General features: G+C 55.5%; 21 protein-coding genes. 3 read left to right on the top strand and 18 right to left on the bottom strand.

The window, feature by feature from the left end; genetic code table 11:
- The first annotated feature begins 111 nt into the window (after nt 1-111).
- Nucleotides 112-1,269 (top strand): alpha/beta hydrolase family protein, encoded by a 1,158-nt coding sequence (locus ACWKWM_RS04305; protein WP_483844918.1) that lies wholly within the window; start codon nt 112-114, stop codon nt 1,267-1,269.
- Nucleotides 1,270-1,391: 122 nt separating this feature from the next.
- Here the strand turns inward: ACWKWM_RS04305 and ACWKWM_RS04310 are convergent, their stop codons facing one another.
- The 14 genes from ACWKWM_RS04310 to ACWKWM_RS04375 form a co-directional block, all read right to left on the bottom strand.
- Nucleotides 1,392-2,219: a cache domain-containing protein gene (locus tag ACWKWM_RS04310; protein WP_483844919.1), complete on the bottom strand. Its 828-nt coding sequence runs from the start codon at nt 2,217-2,219 to the stop codon at nt 1,392-1,394.
- Nucleotides 2,220-2,312: 93 nt separating this feature from the next.
- On the bottom strand, nt 2,313-3,512 hold the full coding sequence (gene fdhA, locus ACWKWM_RS04315; protein WP_483844920.1) for a formaldehyde dehydrogenase, glutathione-independent: 1,200 nt from the start codon (nt 3,510-3,512) through the stop codon (nt 2,313-2,315).
- 114 nt (nt 3,513-3,626) lie between these two features.
- Nucleotides 3,627-4,601 (bottom strand): NAD-dependent epimerase/dehydratase family protein, encoded by a 975-nt coding sequence (locus tag ACWKWM_RS04320; RefSeq protein WP_483844921.1) that lies wholly within the window; start codon nt 4,599-4,601, stop codon nt 3,627-3,629.
- 10 nt (nt 4,602-4,611) lie between these two features.
- Nucleotides 4,612-5,595 (bottom strand): fumarylacetoacetate hydrolase family protein, encoded by a 984-nt coding sequence (locus tag ACWKWM_RS04325; RefSeq protein ID WP_483844922.1) that lies wholly within the window; start codon nt 5,593-5,595, stop codon nt 4,612-4,614.
- Complete coding sequence (locus ACWKWM_RS04330) at nt 5,592-6,167, bottom strand: cupin domain-containing protein (protein WP_483844923.1); 576 nt, start codon at nt 6,165-6,167, stop codon at nt 5,592-5,594. The genes ACWKWM_RS04325 and ACWKWM_RS04330 overlap by 4 nt, the downstream gene beginning before the upstream one ends.
- Before the next feature lie 16 nt (nt 6,168-6,183).
- Entirely contained in the window at nt 6,184-6,957 is a 774-nt protein-coding gene (locus ACWKWM_RS04335; protein WP_483844924.1) for an SDR family NAD(P)-dependent oxidoreductase, read from the bottom strand.
- A gap of 86 nt (nt 6,958-7,043) precedes the next feature.
- Nucleotides 7,044-7,997: a PDR/VanB family oxidoreductase gene (locus ACWKWM_RS04340; protein ID WP_483844925.1), complete on the bottom strand. Its 954-nt coding sequence runs from the start codon at nt 7,995-7,997 to the stop codon at nt 7,044-7,046.
- 2 nt (nt 7,998-7,999) lie between these two features.
- Nucleotides 8,000-9,040: a Rieske 2Fe-2S domain-containing protein gene (locus ACWKWM_RS04345; protein WP_483844926.1), complete on the bottom strand. Its 1,041-nt coding sequence runs from the start codon at nt 9,038-9,040 to the stop codon at nt 8,000-8,002.
- Nucleotides 9,041-9,088: 48 nt separating this feature from the next.
- The gene (locus ACWKWM_RS04350) at nt 9,089-10,138 is read right to left on the bottom strand and encodes a Rieske 2Fe-2S domain-containing protein (protein ID WP_483844927.1); all 1,050 of its coding nucleotides are present in this window, start codon (nt 10,136-10,138) and stop codon (nt 9,089-9,091) included.
- Between the two features lie 39 nt (nt 10,139-10,177).
- Entirely contained in the window at nt 10,178-12,676 is a 2,499-nt protein-coding gene (locus ACWKWM_RS04355; protein WP_483844928.1) for an efflux RND transporter permease subunit, read from the bottom strand.
- A gap of 3 nt (nt 12,677-12,679) precedes the next feature.
- Nucleotides 12,680-13,762: a WD40/YVTN/BNR-like repeat-containing protein gene (locus ACWKWM_RS04360; RefSeq protein WP_483844929.1), complete on the bottom strand. Its 1,083-nt coding sequence runs from the start codon at nt 13,760-13,762 to the stop codon at nt 12,680-12,682.
- A gap of 64 nt (nt 13,763-13,826) precedes the next feature.
- Complete coding sequence (locus ACWKWM_RS04365) at nt 13,827-15,191, bottom strand: DUF1329 domain-containing protein (RefSeq protein WP_483844930.1); 1,365 nt, start codon at nt 15,189-15,191, stop codon at nt 13,827-13,829.
- Nucleotides 15,192-15,206: 15 nt separating this feature from the next.
- Nucleotides 15,207-16,832 (bottom strand): DUF1302 domain-containing protein, encoded by a 1,626-nt coding sequence (locus ACWKWM_RS04370; RefSeq protein ID WP_483844992.1) that lies wholly within the window; start codon nt 16,830-16,832, stop codon nt 15,207-15,209.
- Nucleotides 16,833-16,993: 161 nt separating this feature from the next.
- A complete protein-coding gene (locus ACWKWM_RS04375; RefSeq protein ID WP_483844931.1) occupies nt 16,994-18,115 on the bottom strand; it encodes an FAD-dependent oxidoreductase in 1,122 nt (373 codons plus the stop codon).
- 570 nt (nt 18,116-18,685) lie between these two features.
- Between ACWKWM_RS04375 and ACWKWM_RS04380 the strand changes: the two genes are divergently transcribed.
- Nucleotides 18,686-19,612 carry a LysR substrate-binding domain-containing protein gene (locus ACWKWM_RS04380; RefSeq protein ID WP_483844932.1) on the top strand — a complete coding sequence of 309 codons (927 nt, stop codon included), beginning with the start codon at nt 18,686-18,688 and terminating at the stop codon, nt 19,610-19,612.
- Nucleotides 19,613-19,772: 160 nt separating this feature from the next.
- Here ACWKWM_RS04380 and ACWKWM_RS04385 read toward each other — a convergent pair whose 3' ends face one another.
- From ACWKWM_RS04385 to ACWKWM_RS04400, 4 genes are all read right to left on the bottom strand, one after another.
- Entirely contained in the window at nt 19,773-20,726 is a 954-nt protein-coding gene (locus ACWKWM_RS04385; RefSeq protein WP_483844933.1) for an NAD-dependent epimerase/dehydratase family protein, read from the bottom strand.
- A 64-nt stretch (nt 20,727-20,790) separates the two neighbouring features.
- Nucleotides 20,791-21,162: a Rieske (2Fe-2S) protein gene (locus ACWKWM_RS04390; RefSeq protein WP_483844934.1), complete on the bottom strand. Its 372-nt coding sequence runs from the start codon at nt 21,160-21,162 to the stop codon at nt 20,791-20,793.
- 5 nt (nt 21,163-21,167) lie between these two features.
- The gene (locus tag ACWKWM_RS04395; RefSeq protein ID WP_483844935.1) at nt 21,168-22,097 is read right to left on the bottom strand and encodes a VOC family protein; all 930 of its coding nucleotides are present in this window, start codon (nt 22,095-22,097) and stop codon (nt 21,168-21,170) included.
- A 296-nt stretch (nt 22,098-22,393) separates the two neighbouring features.
- On the bottom strand, nt 22,394-23,119 hold the full coding sequence (locus tag ACWKWM_RS04400; protein WP_483844936.1) for an EthD domain-containing protein: 726 nt from the start codon (nt 23,117-23,119) through the stop codon (nt 22,394-22,396).
- A 1,022-nt stretch (nt 23,120-24,141) separates the two neighbouring features.
- Between ACWKWM_RS04400 and ACWKWM_RS04405 the strand changes: the two genes are divergently transcribed.
- Nucleotides 24,142-25,431: an MFS transporter gene (locus tag ACWKWM_RS04405; RefSeq protein ID WP_483844937.1), complete on the top strand. Its 1,290-nt coding sequence runs from the start codon at nt 24,142-24,144 to the stop codon at nt 25,429-25,431.
- The last annotated feature ends 2 nt before the right edge of the window (nt 25,432-25,433 follow it).

Consider the following 25,433-nt stretch of genomic DNA (forward strand, 5'->3'; position numbering starts at 1 on the left):
CTCACGATTGGCCAAATGGATAGGCCGCGCTTACCTTGCCCCACAACCGGCATGGCCTCTTGCAGGCTCGCAGGGCCGTTGGCTACCGTATCCATAAGGACAATAACAATCATGTTTCGATACTTCCCCACCAACTATGTCTGGAACCTCTCTGTAGACCTCGCCATCGAGATGGGCGCTCGTATGGGCGAAATCGAAGAAATGTGCGCGCCACTGCAAGAGGCTGCCAAACAACCCGATGCAGCGGGTACCAAAGCATTCCGCGAAACCTGGGCAAAGATGGCAGACAAGCTTTGCGACATGGCAAAGGAGGACGAACAACAGGGTCGTCTTCTGTCTGCTGGAGAAAAATACAATCGCGCGGCCACGTATTACCTGACTTGCGAACGTCTGCAGGCTCATGGGGGCGAAGGTCGTACGGAACTGTACAAGACGTTTCTCGATACCTTCGAGCGAGGTATCAAGCTCTCTAAAGAAAATTGTGAACGCGTGGAAATCCCATACGAAGGCACCCATATTTCAGGCTTGTTGGTACGTGCCGAAGGGGTAAGCGGTCCACAACCGATTCTTGTGCAGGTCAATGGTCTGGACTCGACCAAAGAAATGAAATACCGCGTGGGTCTGCCGTTCTGGTTGGCGAAACGAGGGGTAGCGTCACTGCTGATTGACCAGCCTGGAACCGGGGAAGCCTTGCGCTTGCACAACCTGATTGCACGTTACGACAGCGAACACTGGGCGAGTCGCGTCGTGGACTGGCTAGAAGAGCGCAGCGACGTTGATCCAAAGCGTATCGGCCTGGAAGGCGTCTCTCTCGGAGGCTACTACTGCCCACGCGCGGTAGCGTTCGAACCTCGTTTCGCGTGTGGTCTGGTATGGGGCGCCAACCACGACTGGCGCGACGTCCAGAAACGCCGCCTTGAAAAAGAAGGAAGCTTCCCTGTGCCTCATTACTGGTCCCATGTGTGCTGGGTATGGGGTGCCAAAGACGTCGACGAGTTCATGACCATTGCCGAGAACGTGCATCTGGACGGCGTGCTTGATCGCATCAAGGTGCCGTTTCTCGTCACTCACGGTGAAAAAGACTCGCAGATTCCTCTGAAATGGGCTGAGCGCACCTACGAGCAATTGGTCAATAGTCCGAAGCGTGAGCTGAAAATCTTCACTGATCGCGAAGGCGGCGTGCAGCATTCAAGCTTCGATAATCCCGTAAACGCTGGACACTATATTGCGGACTGGGTAGCGGAAACGCTGGGTGGTCATATCGCTTAGTCGTGTTCGTATCTGAAAAAAAAGCGCCGACTCTAATCGGCGTTTTTTTATGAAATTCCTTTGCGCTATTAACGTCAATCGCCGGCCAAACTCAGCGGAGGATAGTTTAAACGACCGAAGATTTACTCAGGATTGATGTAGTACCCCACAGCAACCAGGTAATGCCCCACCTTGCTAAACAAAGCGTGTTTTTCTTCCACCTTCCCGGTGACCGGATTTTTCCATTTGTAGTCGTATCCGCCCTGATCAGATTTGCCTATCGAGGCCAGAATCGGCGCCCCAACGGGTTTGCCATCTGGGTCATGGATGCTGGAAAACTTCACTCCGAGCAGCCTTAGATTATAGCCATGGGCCACATAGCGCCCGCTTGGGAGATCCACTACAAATACGTAGAGGTCATCCTCATGAAACTCGGCAGACAGGTGATTGATCGCAGAAAAGCTACCCTCGGGATCTTTCGCAATAGCGGTGGACGCACGCGCTAACAGTTCCTTCGCTTGTTGGGGAGATGCGCGCGGAAGGTACTGGCCTACGGCGATAATTCGGTCGCCAACTCTGCGGAAATAAACCCGCTTACGCTCGACGTGATTGTCTGCCGGGTTCTTCCAATAGTATTCGGCGCTCTGCACCCCTTGTTCTTGCGCGGTATTGAGGGCCTGTTTGAAGGCGGACTGCAGCTGCGGCGCGATTACGTTTGATACATCCCTACCTATCAGCACGGCAGACGGGCCACCGCTCGCCAGCATTTTCCCCTGCGTGTCGACGACGAACACATAGCGCTCACTGTCGATAAACTCTCCCTGGCGACTGAACGCTGCAAATGCAGCGTCCCCCTGGGTCGAGTAATAATCAACAGCACGCTCCAGCAGCGCTTGGGCCGCTTGTTTTTCATCGGCAGGAACAATAAACGGAACCAGAAGCAAGAACGCACCAGCAGCGACTTTTTTCATGACATGACTCTCTGGAACTGGCCCGCATGTAAATCAGAAGAAGTCTGAGTCAATGCGGGCAAGCTAATACCTGAAGGGCACAACTACTCAGCTTTAAGCCGCGCTAAACAACTTATGCGGATCGATCACGAATTTCTTCGGTACGCCTGCATCGAATTCGCCGTAACCGCGCGGTGCGTCATCGAGGGTGATGACTTCGACACCGACCACGTCGGCAATGTTGATACGGTCCCACATGATCGCCTGCATCAGCTGACGGTTGTACTTCATGACCGGAGTCTGGCCGGTATGGAAGCTGTGGGATTTGGCCCAGCCAAGACCGAAGCGAATGCTCAGGCTGCCCATTTTCGCGGCAGCATCGACAGCACCCGGATCTTCGGTCACGTATAGGCCCGGAATACCGATCTTGCCGGCTACGCGGACCACGCCCATCAGCGAGTTGAGCACGGTCGCAGGCGCTTCGGCCTTGACGCCATCGTGACCGTGGCCGCGCGCTTCAAAACCCACGGCGTCTACCGCGCAATCTACTTCAGGTTCGCCCAGCAATGCGGCGATCTGCTCGTGCAGCGGGGTGTCCTTGGAAAGATCAGCGATTTCAAAACCTTGAGCTTTGGCATGGGCCAGACGCACAGGGTTGACGTCACCGACGATGACAACGGCAGCGCCCAACAGCCGCGCCGACGCAGCCGCAGCCAGACCCACCGGGCCAGCGCCTGCGATGTAAACGCTGCTGCCTGGGCCGACGCCCGCGGTCACGGCACCGTGATAACCGGTTGGCAGGATGTCGGACAGGCAAGTGAGGTCGCGAATCTTCTCCATCGCTTTGTCGCGATCAGGCAGTTTGAGCAGGTTGAAGTCGGCGTAAGGCACCAACACATATTCAGCCTGGCCACCGGTCCAGTCACCCATGTCGACGTAACCGTATGCGCCACCGGGGCGGCCCGGATTGACCGTCAGGCACACGCCCGTGTGTTGTTCTTTGCAAGAGCGGCACAGGCCGCAGGCGACGTTGAACGGGACGGACACCAGATCGCCGATCTTGAGGTTTTCGACGCCGGTACCCATTTCGATCACTTCACCGGTGATTTCGTGACCCAGAACCAGCCCCACCTGGGCAGTCGTACGACCGCGCACCATGTGCTGGTCCGAGCCGCAGATGTTGGTGGAAACCACACGCAGAATGACCCCGTGCTCGATCTTCTTGCCGCGTGGGTCCTGCATTTTTGGATAGTCTATTTTCTGTACTTCGACCTTACCGGCCCCTAAATAAACAACACCACGATTACCGGACATGTGCTTCTCCTTATTATTTTGGACGGTGAAATATGACGCCGATTGTTGCGAATTCTGTTTAAGCAGGTTTGTCTTTGCCAGACTCGGCATACGCTTGCCCAAGCGACTGGGGGTTTAGGTCGCTACCCTGGTTTTCGAGCGCCGAGGCTTTACGGGTGCTGACTCCAAGACGTGCTTTAGCAGCGAAGCGGCAGTACCGTCATGGGTGAAACCAGCGGCACGCGCTAGCGGCGTTTTGATGACAGGGAAACTATCCACACCCCCCGTCAGCTCCGGAACGGGGTCGAAGTTAATCAGACTGAGGCAGTCGCGACCGAAGCGAGCCGATAGCGCATCTACCATTTTCGCAACGGACAAATGCAGCACGGGTAACTGCCAGATACGTCGATCCCTATGAGATTGCAGATCCAGCTCTGCTGCATGGATAAGGTTATGAACCGCGCAGCTCACCGACATCCGCCACGTCGTCGCATCTGGCGAAACAGGACAGCGGAACATTTCGTTCTTTGAAACAGCCAGGAGTAGATTGCTCATGACCTCATTGTTCAGAACATGAGGCGCGACGAGATCCGGGAGACGAATCACACGACCATCAACCTCACCGCGTCGGGACAAACTTTCCAAGAGGTACTCAACCATTACGCTGTGATAGCCGTAGGATGAATCGGGCTTAACAGCGGCCTGCTCATCCATACGCATGGGCAGTACTCTCCCGTACACCGCCGTGCTACTTGCGAAAACCAGCACCGCTGGCTTGCGATTCGAGCGCAGCTGACTAAACAGTTCCTGGCTGGCAAGCAGATTGAGTTGGTAGCCGAGTTCGTACTGGGTTTCGGCCACGCTCGGTGAAACACCCGCCAAGTGGAATACCAGATCAATGCCATCGGCCAACACTCGTCGGATTGAAGCTGCATCGCAGAGGCTCAAGGTGTGCCGACGCAGACGTGAATCTTCAGGCAGGCTCGACAACTCTTTATCCAGTACCAGCAGCGCATCGATGACTCTCCCTCGCACGGTCCCTTGCGCCAACAGCCTTGAAGTCAGTTCACGGCCGATGAGGCCATTTGCACCGGTTATCAACACACGCATACCGTTCACCTTAACGCGTGGCCTGGACGATGCGTTGATTGATACCGCCAAATACTGACTTGCCGCAGCCATCGACAACATCCATGCGCACGTGGTCGCCGAAACGCATGAACGGTGTGCGCGGCTCACCGAATTCAAGCAGCTCCAGAGCCCGGCGCTCCGCGATGCAGGCCGACCCGACATTGCCATCGGCGTTCGAGATGGTCCCCGAACCGACAATGGTCCCGGCGCGCAAGGTCCGGGTCAGGGCAGCATGGGCAATCAAATCACCGAAACCAAAGGTCATCTGGCCGGCATGGGGATTACCAAACCACTTGCCGTTCCAGTCAATATGGACCGGCAGGTGCAGGCGACCCTCAACCCACGCTTCACCCAATTCGTCCGGTGTAACTGCTACTGGCGCAAAGCTTGAAGAAGGCTTGGCTTGAAGGAAGCCAAAGCCTGTTTTCATTTCCCGGGGCGCAAGCGCGCGCAAGCTGACGTCGTTGAGCTGAAGTATGAGTCTGATGTGCTTGAGCGCCTCTTCAGCGCTGCAGCCCATGGGGACGTCGTCGACCAGTACCGCGAGCTCGCCCTCGAAGTCGATGCCATGCGCTTCGGAGGGGAGCAGGAGATCATCACGGCCACCGAGGAAATCATCGCCTGCGCCTTGGTACATCAGCGGGGTGTGTTCGGCGCCCTCGATAGGTGGCAGGTTGAACGCTTTTTCCATCAGTTTGCCGTGGCTGGTGAAAGCCGAACCATCCAGCCACTGATAAGCCCGAGGCATAGGCGCCATGGCATTTGCCGGATCAAAGTTGAATGCGCCCTCAGCCATGCCATTGTTGAGATTTTGATAGAGCAGGTTCAGGTCTGCCTCGATGTAGCCCCAGTGTTCGATCGCCAGCTGCATGGTTGCTGCCAACGGTGAGGCATCCACGGCAAATTGCAGGTCACGGGAAATGACCACCAACTGACCATCGCGCGTGTGATTCTTGAGCGTTGCCAGCTTCATGAGTGGGCACCTATAACAAGCTCAGGCGCAAATCGCCCATCGAGCAGAATGAAGACCATGCGTGCCATCTGCTCCGACCGATTGCTCCAGGCGTGATTGGTGCCCCGCTGAACGACAATGTCGCCTGTTTTCAACTGCACTTCTTCTTCGTCCAGCACCAGCCAGACTTCGCCTTCAGTCACGACGCCGTAATCGATGGTTTCGGTTCGATGCATCAGTTTGTGCCTGGCATTGGCGCCGCCTGTACCGGCATGAGCTTCGCCGATTTCGCCGAAGGTAGCAGCGGCTTCCTCTGCGCTGACCTGGCTGTGGGTGCTGTCTGGCGGAATGTCCACCACACGAATCAAACTGCCCAACGCAGTCGGGCTCAGCTGCAGGGGCTTTTCGGTAGGGTCAGTGCCGTTGTCTATGACGGCAGGCGTTTCAGTCGTGTTCCAGACTTCGTAGAACACCGTGCCGGGCGCTGCTTTGAGCGGAAAATTGTTGGGTGTCGGCCCGCTGGTCACGACGATCGCCTTCCCCTCGGCATTGTGGCCGGTCACCACTCGCTTGAAATCCGGTAGCTCTGACATGCTTGTCTCCTATCAATCAATTGCCATCGCCTATGGTGGTCCCACCATCGACAACGATATTTTGTCCGGTGATAAATCCCCCAGCGGGCGTCGCTAACAGCAGCGCTAACGCGGCTACCTCCTCCGGCTGCCCGATACGTCGCAGCGGGGTGAGCGCCAGTCGACGCTCCAGTACCTGCGGTTGCTCAGTCAACGGGCGAGCGAAGTCGGTCTGGATCAGGCCAGGACTGATCGCATTCACGCGAATATTCGACGGGCCCCATTCCACCGCAAGATTTCGCGCAAGCTGAGCCAAACCCGCTTTGGACAAGGCGTACAGCCCTAGTCCTTTGTTACCCCGTATAGCGGCGATGCTGGCCATCAGAACGACGCTCCCTCCTCCCCGCTCAGCCATCGACGGCAGTACCGCGCTGGTCAGCCATAACGCGCTGCGAAGATTGACTGTCATGGTCAGGTCCCAATCATCCGAGTTGGCGCTGGAGATCGGGCCGATATGCGGCGCCACGCCTGCGTTACAAATCAGTACGTCAATGCCTCCGTGAAGATCGAGGACTCGCCTGGCTAAGCCATCGACTTCAACTTGCCCACGCAAATCGGCGGCAATCGCGTTAACACTTATGCCCTGCCTCTCCAGCAGATCGACTGCGCGAGTACAGTCCTCGGCGCTCTCACTGCTGATGACTACGCGGGCTCCGGCCAGGCCGAGTGCCTGTGCGATGGCGAAGCCGATTCCTCGAGTGCCGCCGGTAACCAGGGCTACCTTCCCGACAAGGGTGAACAATTCACTCATGTGCATGTACCTAGAGTTCTGGCTCGACTCAGCAACTTTAAAAGGGTCAGGCCGCAGGTAAAATTGGAGATGCTGATTGCTGATCCTTAAATATCCAGTACGAGACGAGGCGATTTAGAACGCGAGCAACATGGCGTGAACTGGTCATTACGTGCTTGCTCAGCAGTAGTGAGGAACATGTCCCGATGATCAGGCGTACCTTCCAGCACACGCGTCAGGCAGGTACCGCAAATTCCTTGTTCGCAGGAGAGCGGAATGTCGATGCCAGCCTCATTCAAGACTTCGGCGACGGAGCGGTTCGCCGGGATGTGCAGACACTGCCCCGAGCTCGCCAACTGAACCTCAAACGAGCCGTCATCCGCCTTTACCGTGGGCGCCGCAGCGAAATATTCACGGTGCAGGTTTTCCTCAGCCCAGCCTGCTGAACGGGCTGACGACAGCACAAACTCCATAAAACCGGCGGGGCCGCAGACATAGAGGTGATCGCCCTCGGCAAAGCCTGCAAGCAAGGCAGGAGCATCAAGCTTTTGTGCAGCGTCACCCTCGTCAAAATGAAAATGTACCCGGTCGGCGATGGGTGACGCCTGAATGCTCTGCACGAACGCAGTACGCGATGCCGAGCGGCCACAGTAGTGCAGTTCAAATGTCTGACCGATCTGCGCAAGACGGGTCGCCATGCAAAGGATCGGGGTTATGCCGATACCCCCCGCGAACAACAACGAGCGCCTGGCTTCATGGGCCAGTGGAAATAAATTTCGCGGCTCACTGATAGTGAGGCGCGTCCCCTCATGCACTTGCTCATGCATCGCTTTGGAACCGCCGCGAGAAGCCTGATCCAGCAGCACACCAATCAAATAGCGATCTTTTTCAGCAGGCGAGTTGAACAACGAATACTGACGGACGATCGCCCCTGGAATATGCACATCGATGTGCGATCCGGCACTGAACGCTGGCAGCACGCCGCCATCCTCGGCCGCCAGTTCGAAACTGCAGATACCCTCAGCTTCGATGCTCTTACGGGTAACCCGGACCTCCAACATGATTAACCCCGGCCCTGCTGCTCAGCAGCGATCAAGCGATCCAGCACGCGCCTTGCCCGGATGGCGCCGGCATCGCCGATGAGAAGTACCGGCTTCAAATCCCAGAACGCAGCGTCGCCAATCATTTTCTGCTGGTTTTCCAGCATGGGCAGGTCTTCCGTCGTGAACGGTACGTTGATGGCCCCTGCCTGCTCTTCGGCCAAATGTGCGCCGAACTCCCCCATAGCCTTGGGGAAGCACATGGAAAACCAGTAATGCGTTGTGGTTTCGGTTTCTGGGGTAAACAAGTGTGGGATCGGGCTGGATACTCCCTCTGCACGAGGCTTGCCCGTTGCCACCGCACCTGACAACAGCAACATGTTCGCAGGTGCATCCCAGCGCACGTCAATCCAGCGATCGACAAGGGTCCCGTGTGGGATTTGCCATGCGTCATACAGGAAGTCCGGCATGATCTCGGCTACGGTCTGCCGATTGGACCAGACTGTATTTTCCGTCTCCTGAACGCTGGTCAAGGCACTCCTGACGCCATCACCACCTAAAGTGCCCGGATGAAGAAACTCGATATGGCTGAGGTCCATGATGTTGTCGGTCTCCAGCACATAGTTCGCCTTGGCATGCAGGTAACGCTTGCCCACGTAGAAGTGCTCGGGGTCCATGCAGCTGAAATCCGGAATCAGCGCGTCATCAGCCAGTTCCTCCTCACCCATCCAGATCCACAGCAGACTGAAGCGCTCCACTAAAGGGTATTTTTTTACCTTGGCCGCTTTAGGGATGGCGCCATCACCGTGGGGGTTATGCACGCAGGCGCCGGAGCCATCGAACTGCAGACCGTGATAAGCGCAGCGAACCGCATCACCCACCAGAGTGCCCATGCTCAGGGGTGCAAACCGGTGCGGACAGCGATTTGAAATGGCCTGTGCCTTGCCCGCAGTGTCGCGAAAAAACAGTACGGTCTCGTTTAGCAGCGTTCGCTCAAACAGCGTATCAGTCGCAACTTCGGTGTCCCATCCAGCGGCGTACCAGGCATTACGTAAGAAACTCATCGTGGGTATCTCCTTTAGCGAAAAGACAGGTCAGGAAAACGCAGGGCGTCAGGCGCTTTGCGTCAGCGGCAAGGCCGCGCTCTCGGCATCAACCAAGCGCTTCAATACGCGCCGGCAACGGATAGCCCCCGCGTCTACAGGCAGCAGAACCGGGCTCAAGGAAAGCAGATCGACGCTGCCTATCTGACGTTGCTGGGCCTCAACCATTGGTTTGTCTTCGTTAGAAAAAACGCCTACCAACATGTGCTGGATAAAGCCATTGAGTTCGTGATTGTCCCTTTCGAAGCTGCGCGTGTTGGCATAAAAGTAATGAGTGTTGCCAGCATCCTGAGGGGTCATCAGATGCAAATTGACTGAATGTGGCCCCTCTTCAACCGGCTGGCCTGTGGGTGTTGCTCCGCTACGAAGAAGCATGAAACCTGGCGGGTGCCAAACCACGTCAGCCCATACATCGGCGTTGTTGGGGTTTTCCATCTGCGAGCCAAACGCTGGTGGCGCTACATCGTTGGGTGCCCACCAACTGATACGCACCTTGCTCTCAGGCAGCTCTTCCACTTGGGCACGGGCGCTGGACAAAGCCCCTCCTCCCAAGGTGTCGGGATGCAGAAAGTCCACATGACTCAGATCCATGATGTTGTCTGACAGAAGCTCGTAATTTGCTTTAGTCGGCAGATAGCCTTTGCCTTTGGCGGCTTCGGGCGCTTCTTTGTAAAAGGCAAAATCCGGAATGAGGTTTTCGTCGGCAAGCGCCACTTCGCCCGTCCATACCCAGATCAAATCATCGCGTTCTACTACGGGAAAAGAACGCACGCAGGCAGCTTTAGGAATGTTTCCTTCGCCGTGCGGGTTGAGCGTACACGCGCCGCTGCCATTGAAATGCAGACCGTGATAGGCACACTGGATGCTGTCCCCGACCAGCTTGCCATCGTGCAAGGGCGCGAATCGATGAGGGCAACGATCATAGATGGCACGGACTTGGTTAAGCGTGTCCCTGAAAAAAACAATCGGTTGCTCAACAATTGTGCGAGCCAGAAGGCCGCCATCAATGAGTTCGTCAGCCCACGCGGCGACGTACCAGGTATTGAGTAGATACTTCACGGTTAATCACCTCTTTTTATAGTCATGGAGGAGCCTTGATCAACGAGACGAGAGCAGAGGCTCACGTCTGGTTGAGTGCTGGAACTCGACTGAGAGTTGGGCGTCAACAACTGGGATTTTTGAATGGGCATCAGAACTTTCCTCTGCCCCTGGCTCACGCTTCTGAACGGGCAGCAGGAAATAAGCGAGCGCTGGCAACAGGATGAGTGCGCCTACCATGTTCCAGATGAACATGAATGCCAGCAGGATGCCCATGTCAGCTTGAAACTTGATCGGAGAGAAAACCCAGGTACCGACCCCGATAGCGAGCGTGACGCCGGTCAACATCACCACTTTGCCGGTGAATAAAAGCGCGCGGTAATAGGCTTCCGAGAGGCTGGCGCCCATGCGCAGTTGGGCCAGGACAATGCTCATCACGTACAACGCGTAGTCCACTCCAATGCCAACGCCTAATGCGATGACCGGAAGAGTGGCGACCTTCACGCCTATCCCCAGCCACACCATCAAGGCCTCACACAGGATTGAGGTGAGCATCAACGGCAGCACCGCGCATAACACTGCCCGCCATGAGCGGAATGTGACCAGACAGAGAATCACCACCGCGCCGTACACCCACCACAGCATTTCACGGCTGGCTTGTTTGACAACGATGTTGGTCGCCGCTTCGATGCCCGCACTGCCTGCTGCCAGTAAGAACTGCGCTTGCTCGCTGTTGTTTTCTCTGGCGAAAGACTCGACGCTGTTGACCACTCGCTCAAGTGTGTCTGCCTTATGGTCCGACAGATACGCATACTGAGTCAGCAAACTGCAGTCGTCGTTGTACAAGCCACGTGGAGCACCAGCAGTCACCATGTTGAGGGTCGTTTGGTTATTGACCAACTCGTACCATTTCGGGTTTCCCTCAGAGAGCCCTACCAACACGCGGCGATTAAGCAATGCCAATGAATTGGTAGAGTCCACCCCGTCCAATCCACGAAGCTGCCAATCAAGACTGTCGACGCGATGCAACGTATCGTAGACCGCACATCCCCCAGCCGGGGTTTTGACCATGACGGCAAACACATCGCTGCTGGCTCCGTAGTGATGAGCCAGGTAGCTATTGTCCTGGTTATATCGTGAGTCGGCGCGCAGTTCGGGTGCGCCGGAATCAAGGTCACCGATCTTCAAATGCAGGCTGACCATGTATCCGCCTGCCGCTATCAGCCCGGCCACCACCACACAAACGGCGGCCCAACGGCGCTGGGTAAACAGGTCAAGAAAAATCCAGAATCGATGCTTCTCCTTACCCGCCGTCTCGTCGTCCTCAGCCCGAAGACTGCGACGCGCTGCCGCGGAGCTGACACCTATGTATGACAACAGAATCGGCAGGAGGATAAGGTTAGTGAAAATCAGCACCGCAACGCCAATACTGGCAATGACAGCCAAGTCCTGGATCACCTGAATCTTGATGATCATCAGTACTGCAAAGCCCACCGCATCACACAACAGGGCCGTGAGACCTGCGAGAAACAATCGACGGAAAGTGAAGCGCGCCGCTACCGATCGATGCATTCCACGGCCAATGTCCTGCATGATGCCGTTCATTTTCTGCGCGCCATGACTCATGCCAATGGCGAAGACCAAAAAGGGTACCAACACCGAATACGGATCGAGTTGATAGCCCAGCATCGGCAACAGCCCCAGTTGCCAAACCACCGCCACCATTGAACAGCTCAACACCAGCAGAGTGCTTCGTACACAGCGGGTGTACCAGAACAGCACTACACCGGTGATGGCAATGGCGGCGGCGAAAAAAACGAGTATCTGCCGCAGACCATCAATCAAATCACCCACGACCTTGGCGAAACCGGTGATGCGAACGTCGACGTTGTCGCTTTGGTACTTGCTTCTCAACGCGTCGAGTTCTGAAGAAACCTTGCGGTAATCCAGCAACTTCCCATCAGGCGTACGTTCCATTAGCGGTACGTAGATGATGCTGGACTGCTGGTCGAAAGATACCAATTGGCCGATCTCATTAGAGCGTTCGACATTCCGCTTTAACGCGTCGAGGCTGCTGGCGCCCCCATCGTAGCCATCGGGAATCACTGGCCCTCCTTCCAGCCCGTCTTCCGTCACACCGACCCAACGTGTCGCCGGAGTCCAAAGCGACTTCATAAACGCGCGATCAACACCGGGCAGCAGATAGACCTCGTCGTTGAGCTGTTGCAAGGTCTGCAAATAGCGCTTGTCGTAGATCCCGGTACCGGACGTGTTAACCACCGCAATGCGAACGGCGTTGCCCAGTCCGGCCAGATCTTTTTTATGCTCCAGGTAATTGACGATGAACGGATGATCGGTAGGAATCATTTTTTCAAAGCTGGCATTGAGCTGCAGACGCGTCGCCTGCCACCCCAGTAACGCCGTAACGACCAGGCAGATAATCAGCACCAGCACGCGATGGTTGAACAGGCCGCGTTCCAGTAAAGAGCCGGAAGCAGTATTAAAATCGGCAAGGCTGATGGCAGGGGATGTGCGGGAAGAAGAAGTTGGCATTTGCATGGATTACTCCGCAGTCGACTGTATACCGGCCAGTGTTGGCGCGAAGCTTGAAACCCCAGCAAAACCAACACCCACGAGCGTGCCGTCATCAGCGCGTGCAAGCGCAGTTAACGGATGGCCTGGAGGCGCGGCCACGGGTAATAAATTCAACCGCGCGGAGCTGCTTTGAAATGCGGCCCCGGCCTGATTGACGAACAGTAGCTGGTCGCCGCTCAGGTTAATGGCGTTCCAAGACACCGGCGCGGGACTGGTCACTGACCGGAAGCTTTCACCTCGATCAATGGAGAAGAAAATATTCCCGCGTAATCCGGCAATCACCAGTGTGCTATCGGGCAGCAGCGCCGCGGCGAAATAGCTTCCTTCGTAAGGGGGTTGCAACGCGGAAAAAGCATGCCCGCCATCAAGCGAGCGCAGCAAGAACCCCTGCTCCCCCGCCAGGTATATCTGCAAGCCTTGCTGCACCGCTGCGTATATATGCAGGCCATGCGGATTGGTGACCCTGTCCATCCAGGAAGCCCAGGTCACGCCACCATCATCCGTATGGAAGACCATACCGAATGCCCCGACCACAAGCCCATGCTGGGCATCAGTGAAAGCCAGGGAAAGAAATGGCTTATCGGCACCGTCATCCATCAGACGCTGGGCTGAGCGAACCCGGTATTGCGCTGATTCATCATTACCAGCGGACGAAGCAGCTCTGAACTCAAGCTCCGCAGCCTTACGACCGTCCAACTGCAAAGCCCAGGTCTCACCCCCATCCGTTGAATGCAAGACCACACCCGAATGCCCTACAGCCCAGCCGCTCGAAGCATCTACAAACTGAATCGCGGTGAGGGTCGTGCTGACGGGTACCTTGGCTTGCCGCCAACTGCGGCCGTTATCATCGGATAACAGCACGACTCCACGCTCTCCCGCCGCGACCAGCCGATTGCCAGCACGCGTAACGGCTTGCAGTACCGCGCTGTCGGCCCTTGCCATCAATATCGCCGGCGTACCAAGCGCATCGTTTGCCGCCCCCGAGAAAGCACTGGAAGACAACCCCAACAAGCTGGTGGCAATCAGCAGGCAGCAAATTTTATTCTTCATTGTTGTTAACCCCATAGAGCATACGACTGCAGCTGAACTGATCGCCGACCATGCCTTCCCCCTGCTAGCGAATGCCTTCGCCAGCCATCGCATCAGGGGTAAATGTCGAGTCTTTGATTGGACTGACGATGTGGTATTGCTCCTTCGCACCTGACGGGATGTTCAAAGCGAACCAGCTACCGGAGATCAGGTCATAAAAACCAGCCATCGAAGCAGTCGTTGCCGGGATATCCGGCATAGTCACCATGGGTTGCCACAGCACTTTCGAAAGCTGGCCTTGCTGGTCATAACGCTCGCCCAACACAGCGGTCCAGGTGTCTTCATCCAGATAGTAAGTACTCTTGGGCAAGACATGGCGCTTACCGTTGGCCAATGAGGCCTCAACGACCCATACGCGGTGTAATTCCCAGCGCTGTGAGTCCTGCGTCAGATGGTGCTTATCCAGCAAAGTAGTGGGGTCAGTGATAGTGAAAATTTTATTATTGTTATAGGGAAGGTAGATCTCCTTTTTACCCACGAGCTTCCAGTTGAATCGATCTATACGCCCATCAAACACCGACAATTCGTCAAAGCTCATAACGCCAGCCGTAGAGGGTGTTGGCGTATCACAACAGGCATTTGGCAATTTACGTACGCGGCGCTGCCCGGGTAAGTAAGTCCAGGCCGCGCTCTTGTCCTGATCAAGATTGATACGACCGACAATGGCCTCACCAGCGCGCAAAGGCGGCCCGGAGTTGACTAACCGTACAGTCCAGTACACGCCGTCCGACGAGCCACCTGGCAGGTAATACGGCATTTGAAACTCGCCAAGGCCAACAGACGTCAGCACCGTTTTACCGTCCGCAGTCACCAGGTATTGCGAAGCGGTTTCACGCCATGTAGCTCCGCGCCAGCGCAGCAGATGGTTCCAGATGGCTTCGACGCCATCTTTAGGAATGGGAAACGGAATACCACCCTGCGCAGCGGCGTCTGGCATAAGACCGCCGGCGCTGTCGGCGAGCTTGATCGTGGTGGCGTTTTTAAAAGTCTGCTCGTAAACCGACTCTGGCGCCGCGGCAGTGCGGCGGGTTGCGTACACGTCAAGGCGATAGCTTTCCGGGTATTTCTTGAACATCGCCTGTATACCGGGCGCGAGCTTGTCGGCGTACTTGCTCATGTTTTCGGCAGTGATGGTAAACAAAGGTTTATCTGCAGCGAACGGATCGCCACGCTTTCCCGCCGCCAGGCTCTTATCGACCGTGGTGTAACCGCCGGTCCAGGCCGGGATAGAGCCGTCAGCGTTCCCCGCTCTCTCTCCACCCAGCGGAGTCAGTGTCGTTTTCAATTTGGCTGCGTCTTCGGCGGATACAGCAGCCAACACACCGTTAGCCATGAGCAACGACGCGCTCAGCGCGGTTAACAGACAAATAATTTTATTATACTTTCTCATATTACTTCCCCGAACTCAGAAGGTGCGACTAAGACTGAAAGCGATGAAGTCGCGATCTTTCAGTGTTTGTTCAAACGTGTAATTACTGTTTCCATCGAGGAACGTATTTTCAGGACCGTAGTAATGGGTATATGTCAGACCCACGTTCCAGACGTTCAGATAGTTGCCTTTAATTCCGATGTTTAGATCGCCACCTCGATCTGCCCCGAACGCCGTACCCAGCGCAGACGAAGCGCCGTGGGTAAAGCCGGCACCCATGGGCACGCTGAGGTCAAGGCCTGGGGAAATTTGACGATACATGGGCTCGTAAACAGTCCGCATCGACCACGCGTCCCGGTCCGCATTAGGGTCCATCGCATCGGCATTTTTGGTCACACTCAGACGGCGGTTCCAGGCGAATTCGCCCAGAAAACTGGCTTCCCGTGAGACAAACGAAGGCTCGAGCGTGGCCAGCCAGGAGAAGTTGGCGTGTAACGTATGACCTGTGGCGTACAGAGGATCTTTACTGTTGTTTATGGCTTCGCCTGGCAGCAGCGTGCGTTGTAACGTAGACGCCAGAGGCTGATTCCAACGGGTGGAAAGCTCGCCCGCCAGATTGAAGTTGTTAATGGTGGTAGAAAAGCTGGCACCCAAGGCCTCAATGCCTTCTGGATACACCCAGTTGTATTCGCCCGCGTGACCGGTAAACGGGTTCAGCGCTGCGAAATCCGGCCGAACGTTAAGCTGCGGGTTTTTGTCGTGGAAGCGAATGGCATAAAAGCCCCAATCCACAGTTTCCGTACGCCAGCGCAGTTGGAAACCGCCCTGCCCGGAGTCTTTGGCGTCCTTATCCTTGCCGTGATAAAACGCCAGATTTTCACCACCCGGAATGACCGGGCCACCGATGTATAGCCGCTCGTTACCATCACCAAACGTGTCAGTGCTAGAGAAGTAACTACCCGCTGCGGGAAGGCGATTGCCCTCCCATTCAAACTGGTAGTAGGCGCCGACAGAAACATCCGGATTGATCTGAAGCTGACCAGATACCTGTTTTACCGGGCGGATCAGTTCTTTGAACTGCGTATTGGGTACAGACAGAGCTTTAACAACATCTGTGGGCGCCATGCCGCCAGCAATCCCGTTCATCCCGTAAAACAGGCTTTCGCCCCATTGCATGGCGTATTGGCCTACGCGACCTGACGCAGACATTCCGGCCAGTTCGGTTTTGCCAAACAGAAAAGCATCCAGAATCTCGGCTTTGCGGCCATGTAATTCGCGTGTGTCATCGGTGAAGTGATCGTAGTCAACCGAGTAGCTGTTGGCACGACTGGGATCATTGTTATCTGTTTTGCGGTTATACACATCGTCATACCAGGCGGCGCCACTCACCCGGGCGCCGACGTTGTCGTAAACCACATCAAGCTCCGACAACAGGTCAAAACGATTGGAGATCAGGCCCTTGTCGAAGTTACGATCGCCATCATCCTGGTTTAAAGCATTTGCGCCTTGGGTCAGCTTTGAACTCTGATCTTCAGTACGCCAAGCCGCACTGTATTTCAGGGAGTTATCCCAGCGCACGCTCAAATCGGGATTACCCGTGTCTATTTCAAATGCGTGAACACCCGGGGAGGCAATAAGGGCCGCCAGTAAACTAATCTGCATATTGCGAGACGAGGGAGTACACCGACGCCAAGGCGAATTGATCTTGTAAGTCGTCATGCTTGCGACCTCATTGTTTTTGTTTTCAGATCTAATAAATGCTGCTGCGCACCTGAATGCTCCAAGCGCTCCGCAGATAAAATATCGGCACTGCGTTATGTGGGTTAAATAGGCTTCGCTGTCAGTTGGAGCATGGCTTTAAGGAGGCTGATACGGTCAAACGAATGATCTTTTTGAATTTCCTTATCGCCTGCCAGAACAGACTTCTCACTGATAAATTTGCATCGCTCGAATCGCCGGGCCATGAAGCGTTCCAGCTTCTGATGCACTGAGCCGCTGCTCGAAAGCTCCTCACCCAGGACCACGGCGTCTTCAATGGCCATACCGGCGCCCTGACCCAGGTGAGGTGTGGTGGCGTGTGCCGCATCACCGATGATCAACACCCGATCACGGAACCAGGGCTCGTCGACGAAGACCACTTCCATCGGTTTATAAACGACTTGCGCGCTGTCCGTAATCTGTTCCCGCAACTCACCAATCAAACCAGTAAAGCCATTCAGTCGATCGCGCATTTCATGGGCGAGTGTGTCTGGCTCTTTCCAGGGATTACCAGGCTCGTGGGAAGTCAGGTACATGTACATCAAGTTGTCGGCAAGGGGGCACAGCCCGGCCACTCCGCTTGGTCCGTGAAAGTTAGCCAGATGGTCGATTTCGGGACGGCGCGGGAAGTTGTAACGCCACACCGCCTGGCCAGTGAAGCGCGGAGTGTATTTCTCGCCGAAGAGCAAGCTGCGTACTTTGGAGAACAGGCCATCGGCACCGACTACCAGGCTGTATCGGCCTTTGGAGCCATCGGTAAAAACCACATCAACGCCGTCCGCATCCTGGTCCAGAGCGTCGATGGTCAGGCCCAATCGAACTTCAGAGCCCAGATCGATGGCGGTTTTGCTGAGTACCTCGTGCAATGCAAGACGGGAGATACCAACGTTCGCCGGATATTCAGGGCCTGCCAACCGGAGAGATGGAATGCGGGTTTCGTTTCCATCAACATCACAGATGCTGACCACTTCAAATGGGTACGCCGCTTCCAGATAGGCGTCGAGCACACCCAAGCGTGCCATCTCACGGACAACGTTACTCTGTTGAATAATTCCGACGCCGTAAACGGTCCATTTGGCCTTCAACTCGACAACATCGACAGCGATACCTTTACGCCGCAATGCGATAGCAGCACACAACCCGCCAATGCCGCCGCCAACAATCAAAACCTTACTAATTTCACTCATTGTTATAACTCTTGTTTTTTTGAATGAATCACAAAGACGCTGCATTCGCTTTTATCGCATGCGACGCCTGCAAAGGACCGACTGACGAAGATTGCGCACTTAGTGGAGAGCGCAGCCAAACTGAGAACAGGTATTCGCTGAGTGCGAGCTTACCCAGGCGGTATTCCTGGTAAGAATTTGGATCTGCAAGCCCACTGACGATTGAGCAACTAACTCGCCGGTCGCGAACATGCCTTGAGGATTTAGGTTACGGAGGGAGTCATGCACAACGCCTAAACCCAGCAGGCTGCCGATGATGAGGCAAATGGGGAGACGCAGTGAGCCCTTGGCAGAGAGAGACTTTGGGCGAAAAGCTGCAGACGGCTGACCTATCATTATTATTCTCCAGCGCTGGGAAAAAGGGCAGATGAGTGCTATGCCCTGCCACCGGTTCACAGGACTGACACGGACTCATTGTCAGATCGCTGCGTTCATGGATTCAAAAGGTAGGCTTGCACGAGGCGTTTGACTAATCGTGAGTTGGGATGGAAAGTATCGCGAAAATAAATACAACAAGGAGGTATTTTCCCGATGCGGTTCCAACAGCTGGATCTGAACCTATTAGTGGCCCTTGATGTGCTTCTCGAAGAGCAGAACATCACCAGGGCAGCCGAGCGGCTACACATGACACAGTCCGCCACAAGTGGCGTTCTAGGGCGGTTAAGAGCATATTTCGAGGATGATTTGCTGGTGCAGGTCGGGCGGAAAATGCAACCCACTCCCTACGCCAAACAGCTTGAGCTCCCTGTGCGGGGAGTGCTGTTGACGATCCAGTCTTCGATCACCGCAAAGCCTGTGTTTGATCCTATGACAAGCAGACGGCATTTTCGCCTGATCACATCCGATTACCTGATCAGCACCTTGTTTGCGAATGTCATCCAGGCAGTGACCAAGCAGGCGCCCCACATCAGCTTCGAAATGATTTCTCCCGGTGACACCTCCCATGAGCTGCTTAGCCGCGGCGAGGTTGACCTGATGATCTGCCCAGAACAATACCTCGCCGAAGGGTATCCTTCTGAGCGCATCTTCGAGGAGGAACACGTCTGCGTGATCTGGGAGGGAAATACTGAAATCGGGGAAAAGCTGTCCATGGAGCAGTATCTGGAAGCAGGCCATGTGGCGACCGGATTCGGGCGTAACCGTCGGATGAGTATTGAGGAGTGGTTCATGTCTCAGTACGGATGCAGTCGGAGAATCGAGGTGGTAACCAACAACTTCACCACTTTGCCGCAACTGGTTATTGGTACTCAGAGAATTGCGACCATGCATCGCCGGTTGGCATATCAATTTGCTGCTCTGCTTCCGCTACGTATCTTGCCACCTCCGGTCAAGCTGCCAACCATCACTGAGTGCATGACATGGCATCGCAGCATGGACGGTGACTTGATGCACCGGTGGTTGCGCAAGGTCATTGTAGAGACGATCGCTACCCAAGAGCCGCTAGTTGGCGGCTTCTGATTGTGCCCAGACGACCCAGCAACGTGCCGAATATGAGTCCTGAAGCTAAGTCATGGGACCCCTTCACCAGCCCGACGCTCAGCTCAGCTCATCTCTGTGCAGTGCCAAGACAAAGCTGAACGCCACGGCTAGAAAGATTATTGCCGAATTGCCCAGGCAATCAGCCAGCAGTCGCACGTTCAATTAACTGCATCAGATGACCGTCATGCTTAAACCCTAGTGCAGTCGCTGCGTTCGCATGTAACTCGGGGAAGCGGCCGAAGGCTGCCTCCAGCTGATCGTTAGGCAAATATGTCACCAACGCTCGACGGTCCTCACCAAACCTCGCGACTAAGCCATCCACTACCTGCGCGACGGTCAACCGGAGCACCGGAATAGCGAGCGCGCGGCGCTGGGAAAAAGCTTCTGCGGGAAGAATCGCCGCATGGATCAGGTTATCGACGCAGCAGCCTACAGACATCCACCAGGCAATCGCATCAGGCGAGACGGGACAGTCAAACGGCTCACCCGCCTTTAGCCGCCAGAACATGTCGCTCATGAAAGCTGATAGTAAGCCTGAGGGCTGGGGGGGACGGGCAACAATTCCGGGCAGCCTGAGCGCTCTCCCGTCGATCCAGCCTCGACGACTAAAGTCTTCAAGCAGGATTTCACCAATCAACTTCTGCGCCCCATAGCTCATTCCGGGTTTGAGCGGTGTGTCATCGGTGACGATCGATGGCATGGCGGCGCCGTACACGGCAATCGTGCTGGCAAAAACTACTCGCGCAGTGGGCACCTGTCTGCTCAGCCGCTCAAGCAGATCCAACGTTGCGTCAAGATTGACCTGCCTCCCCAATTGATATTCTCGCTCCGCCAAACCGCCGGGCACACTGGCGAGATGGAATACACAATCGATTGGCGGAGCATCGAAAACGGCATCGAGGGTTGCGCCGTTGCTGAGATTCCCCTGAATCTGGACTACGCGCTGATCCGGGTGAGGATCAGCGAACTCCAGATCGAGCAATGTCAGGCGCTTCAAATCGGCCTGCCCTGGCAGACCGAGGTTGTGTGTGAGTAGACGTTCGGCCAAAGCGCGGCCAACAAAACCACCCGCGCCAGTCACAAGAATATGCATGAGAACTTCCTCACAAGAACGAACCAGCTGCGTCCATTGGGTGGGAACGAAAAGGCGAAAGGATTCACTCAGGATGCTTTTCTTGGAGGAGAAACACCTGTCCCGATGAATCCACAAAACAAGGCAGCGAAGTCAGCCTCTCACCGAGGCAAGGGCCAAAAACACAGAGGCCAGATTCAGGCAGAAAATGCGCGCCGTGTGCATAGCAGATTATCCGTTGGCCATCGCCCGACATGAAGCGGTCCTTGCGGTACTCCATGCTTACAGCCAGGTGTGGGCAACGATTCAGATAGGCTTTGATTTCCCCGCCGCAACGAACAACAAAAACGCTGTCCCTTCCCTGCCGCCAAGGATCAAAGCCTCTAGCCTGGCCTTTCTGAATCTCTGCGAGATCGCATAAGTAGAGCGACAATTGGACAATCTCGGCCGGCAACATAGAAATCAGTGCGGTCCACCGCCGGGTGCCCACTTCGGCTGCGTCGCAAACAGGAATAACTGAGAAGCGTCAGCCGACAGCGCTCCTTGCCGCGCTACCCACGAAAGGTCGTGCTTATCCATATCCGCGTCGTACTCGATATGGCAACCCAACGGGCTGTTGAAGTACCAGAACCAGTTCGAACCATAGAGATGGCGGCCTGGTCCCCAGAAGCTCGTCCAGCCTTTCTCCGCGAAGCGGGTCCCAGCGAGAAGCACCTCGGTGCCGCTGCCCATGTGGAAGGTAAAATGCTCACACCCTTTCATGTGCGGCGGGGTCTGAATCATGAACAAGCAATGGTGATCGTCCGAGCCTGCCGGGCGCATGAATGGACCCACGCCGATGAAGCGATCAGTGGTGACAAAGCCAAGACGCTCGTAAAAGGCCTCGGCCTTTGCAAAGTCCGGAACGAAGTAGACGACGTGGGATAAAGATCGAGGCAAGGCCGACATGTCTGGAGCGATGCCGACTTGATTGACAGGCCGCTGAGGGGCAAAGCCCGGAGAGTTCGTCAAATCCGCAGCAGCCTCAAACGACCGGCGTACCGAAATCTGAAAACCAATGGCGAAGCCCATATCATCTACGCTGTGGATAGAACCATTTTGATGATGTTTTACGTCGCGATCCCGGCCAAGCTCATCAGCGACTGCAGCAAGCGTCGCTTGGTCACGAACGCCGTAAATGGTCTCCCGCAAGGACGGTGCAGGGCCAATCGCTGGCGGTAACGAGGTGTCCTCCGCTCGACGGATCACGACCGAGGTCCCGTCGAGCGCTTCAAATTGACCACCAGTATCGTCGAGAAATACCGTCTTTAGACCGTAGTCCCGCAAACATTGTGCGCAGGCGGAAATATCGTCGACACCAAATACCAAGGTATCAAGTCCTACAATGTTCATGGCTGTTCCTCCGATTATGTTTATTAGATGTGGCAGACCAGGACCCTGGTTTCTCGAGCATCCGAACGAATCGGACGCTGAAAAACTGATAGAGCGCATTATGAAATCTTGATAACGCACGGATTTTTTCATGACGAGGCACAAGGGACTAATCGCTAATCACGATGTGACGTATCTCAGAATCCGATGCTTGAAGAGGGACAGCGGAGGGACTCTCGGTCGGGGCAAAAATATTAAAACGCTAAGCTGTTTAGCCTTGGCCAGGGAACCTCAAAGCAGCGCCATTCACGTTTGATTTAACCAAGAATGCGAACTTCTTTAGCGTATGCAAAAAACGAATTGCTGGGATCCAACACCCCGTCCTCCAGAAGTTTTTTTGCCAGGACGCGCTGGTAAGAACGAAATGACTTGAGCCCGTCTTCATTTTCGAACCACACACTCACCAGCCCGTGGTGGACCTCGACATCAGGGCCAAAATACGCTGTCACTTTGTCGCCCTCGGGAAGGTATTCCGAGCGAACATGCCTGCGCACGGCGCTTGAGAAATCGACGCATTGTTGCTGGGCGTAGTCGTGCGCCGCGTGCCAGGCAGAAAAGAAAGTGTCCAGGTCTGATTCGGCTGCTTTCTTCAGAAAGTACATTACTTTGATTTGAGCAGGGCCAGGCGTTGCGACCGGTTGTTCCGATTCGCTCATTAACTGGGCGGCTTGCTTCGTCAAGTCGGCGAAATTCGCGCCATCGGGTCCTACTTTCTCTCGCGTATAGGGATCACTGAAGGTTTCAATAACCCCGGCAAAATCCTCGAAGTAGAGTTCGGTAACCGAGTCTCTGTGAAACGTTTGGCGGTAGCCAACATCCGAATCAGCACCAAACGCCGAATCAAAAATATGGTTTTGAATGTATTTTTTCAGGCCAAGCGGTTTCACCCGGGAAATCTCTCCGTGAACATGCTCAATGTACTGCAAGCATTCGGCATGGGTCATCCCGGGTTTGCGACGCATTGCAGCAACAATTTTGATCATTTCCAGCCTCCCTTTGTATCGTTGAGGATCATTGCAAATAGGTCTGCTTATTAAGTTTTGAAATGCACGACAGCGGAGTGAAATTCATCCCGAATCACCCGAAGGGCCTACAGCCGCGACGTGTAAACTTGCACCTACACGAGCACTCGCTTTCGCCACCGAGCGAACACGCCCATATTATCCGTAGCGTTATTTGCTGCGTGACTTTGCTCAGTCGCAGAGCTGGCAGAGTTAAATGCTGTAACGCTACGCCGAGAGTCGAACTCAGCAACAAACCAAATCTAATGGTCAGCTTGCGCCCAATGAGTACATCTCCCAACAGTCGCAGCAATGATGACATTGCCCTTCCATTCCACCTGGCCCTAGTTATTTCTTTCCCCCCTGTGGAGTTCATGGTTTTGGCTGGCGGAGGTGAGTCAAGGTAAAACCAGATCCCGCATCTGGACCAATCTATATTTCAACTGGCTGCTATCGCGAAACTCAATGCGTGGCAAAAGCTGTCGGGGGTTGATCGAAAGCTGGACACGCCCTGCAGATTGAACACAGGCCTAAGACAGATCGTAGATTTCTCTTGAACAAGATCCGGATCAGCCAAGCTCGCGTGATTCGATTGAAGACGCATCTAGACCCACGACTTCCAAGCACACGGCAGCGTCTTTGTCGCATCACCTCTCTGGGCAGGACGCTTGAACATCCCTTCAACGCCTTGTACCTCTGGACACTCGATCATTTGGCTGCGGTCGTACAGGCCCAATCAGCATTCGATACAAGGGAAACCGAGGCGGTGCAGGTTTAGCCGGTTCGGCTAAAGGAGTTTTCGGCCAAAAGCTGAAGTCCCGATCTGTGCGGAGCAGGATGAACTTTGGTCCTGTACCGTCCAAAATGTGAGCCCACACCCAAGGTGGCCTGAGCACATAGCAAACCCTATAAATAAAATAGAAGGCTGCATAAAGATTTCGAGCCATTGACGCAATGCGATCCCAGTACCCTCCTGACTTACTGTCATAAAAAAAATAAGGGTCATGCATATGCGACTGGGCTGGTATTCCGATCTGACATCCACTGAGAAGCGCACCTACTGGGCGTGCTTCGGTGGCTTCACTCTCGACTCGATGGACGCAACGATTTTCGCGTTGATGATGCCTGTCCTGATGACAGTGCTCAGCCTGAGCAAATCCGATGCTGGACTGCTCGGTTCCGTCTCGCTGATTGGCAGCGCGCTGGGCGGCTGGGGCGCTGGCATGCTGGCGGATCGCTACGGCCGCATCAAAGTGATGCAGGGCACGGTGTTGTGGGTTGCGATCTTCACCTGTATGGGAGCCTTCTGCACCGGTTTCTGGACGTTCCTGCCGGTGCGATTCCTGCAGGGCATCGGCTACGGCGGTGAGGCGGTGGTCGGCGCGGTGCTTATCAGCGAAGCCATCAAGCCGGCATTGCGCGGCCGTGTAGCCGCCTCGGTGCAGAGTGGTTATGCGGTGGGCTATGCCATCTCGTTGGCGACCATGCCGGTGCTGTTCAACTTCCTGCCGGAAGACGTTGCCTGGCGAGCATTCTTCGCCATCGGCCTGCTGCCGGCGCTGCTGGTCTGGTTTATCCGCCGCCTCGTGCCTGAGTCCGTCGCGTTCACCCAGACCCGCAAGATCGGCAAAGGCATCGACGTGCGGGCGATCTTCGCCGCTGAGCACCGTCGGGTGACCATCATCAGTACCGTGCTGGCAAGCGGCATCTTCGGTGGCGCCTACGTCATGATTACCTGGCTGCCGACGCTGATGCGCACGGTACTCAACCTGCCAATAGCCTCGACCTCCGGCTACCTGGCAGTGAACATTGTCGGATCATTGGTGGGGCCTTTCATTTATGGGCGGCTGAGTGACCGATTCGGCCGAGGCCGGACCTTCATGTTGTTTCTGGTCTGTCAGGCCATCGTCGTCTCGATCTACATGTTCGCCGACGTCAGCCTGAACCTGATTCTCGCGCTGGGTTTGCTGCTGGGAGCGTTCCAAGGCGGGCTGGCATCAGGGCTGCCATTGACGTTCTCCGAGTTGTACCCCACCCGAATGCGGGCCAACGGCGCCGGCTTCTGCACCAGCTTCGGTCGCGGCTTCGGCTCGATTATGCCAGCGGCGGTAGGCTTCGCGTCGCTGCACATGAGCCTCCCGGTGGCCATGGGCTCGTTCGCCATCGGCTCGTACCTTATCGGCTTCATCGCTGCGCTGTGCTTGCCAAATGCGACCGGGGCCGACCTGACGACGGTGGAAGGCAGCTTATCGGGGTCGGATCATTTGCCTGCGCCTGCCGTCAGCCACACCTGAAC

The organism is Pseudomonas rosaeacicularis, from assembly GCF_057128745.1.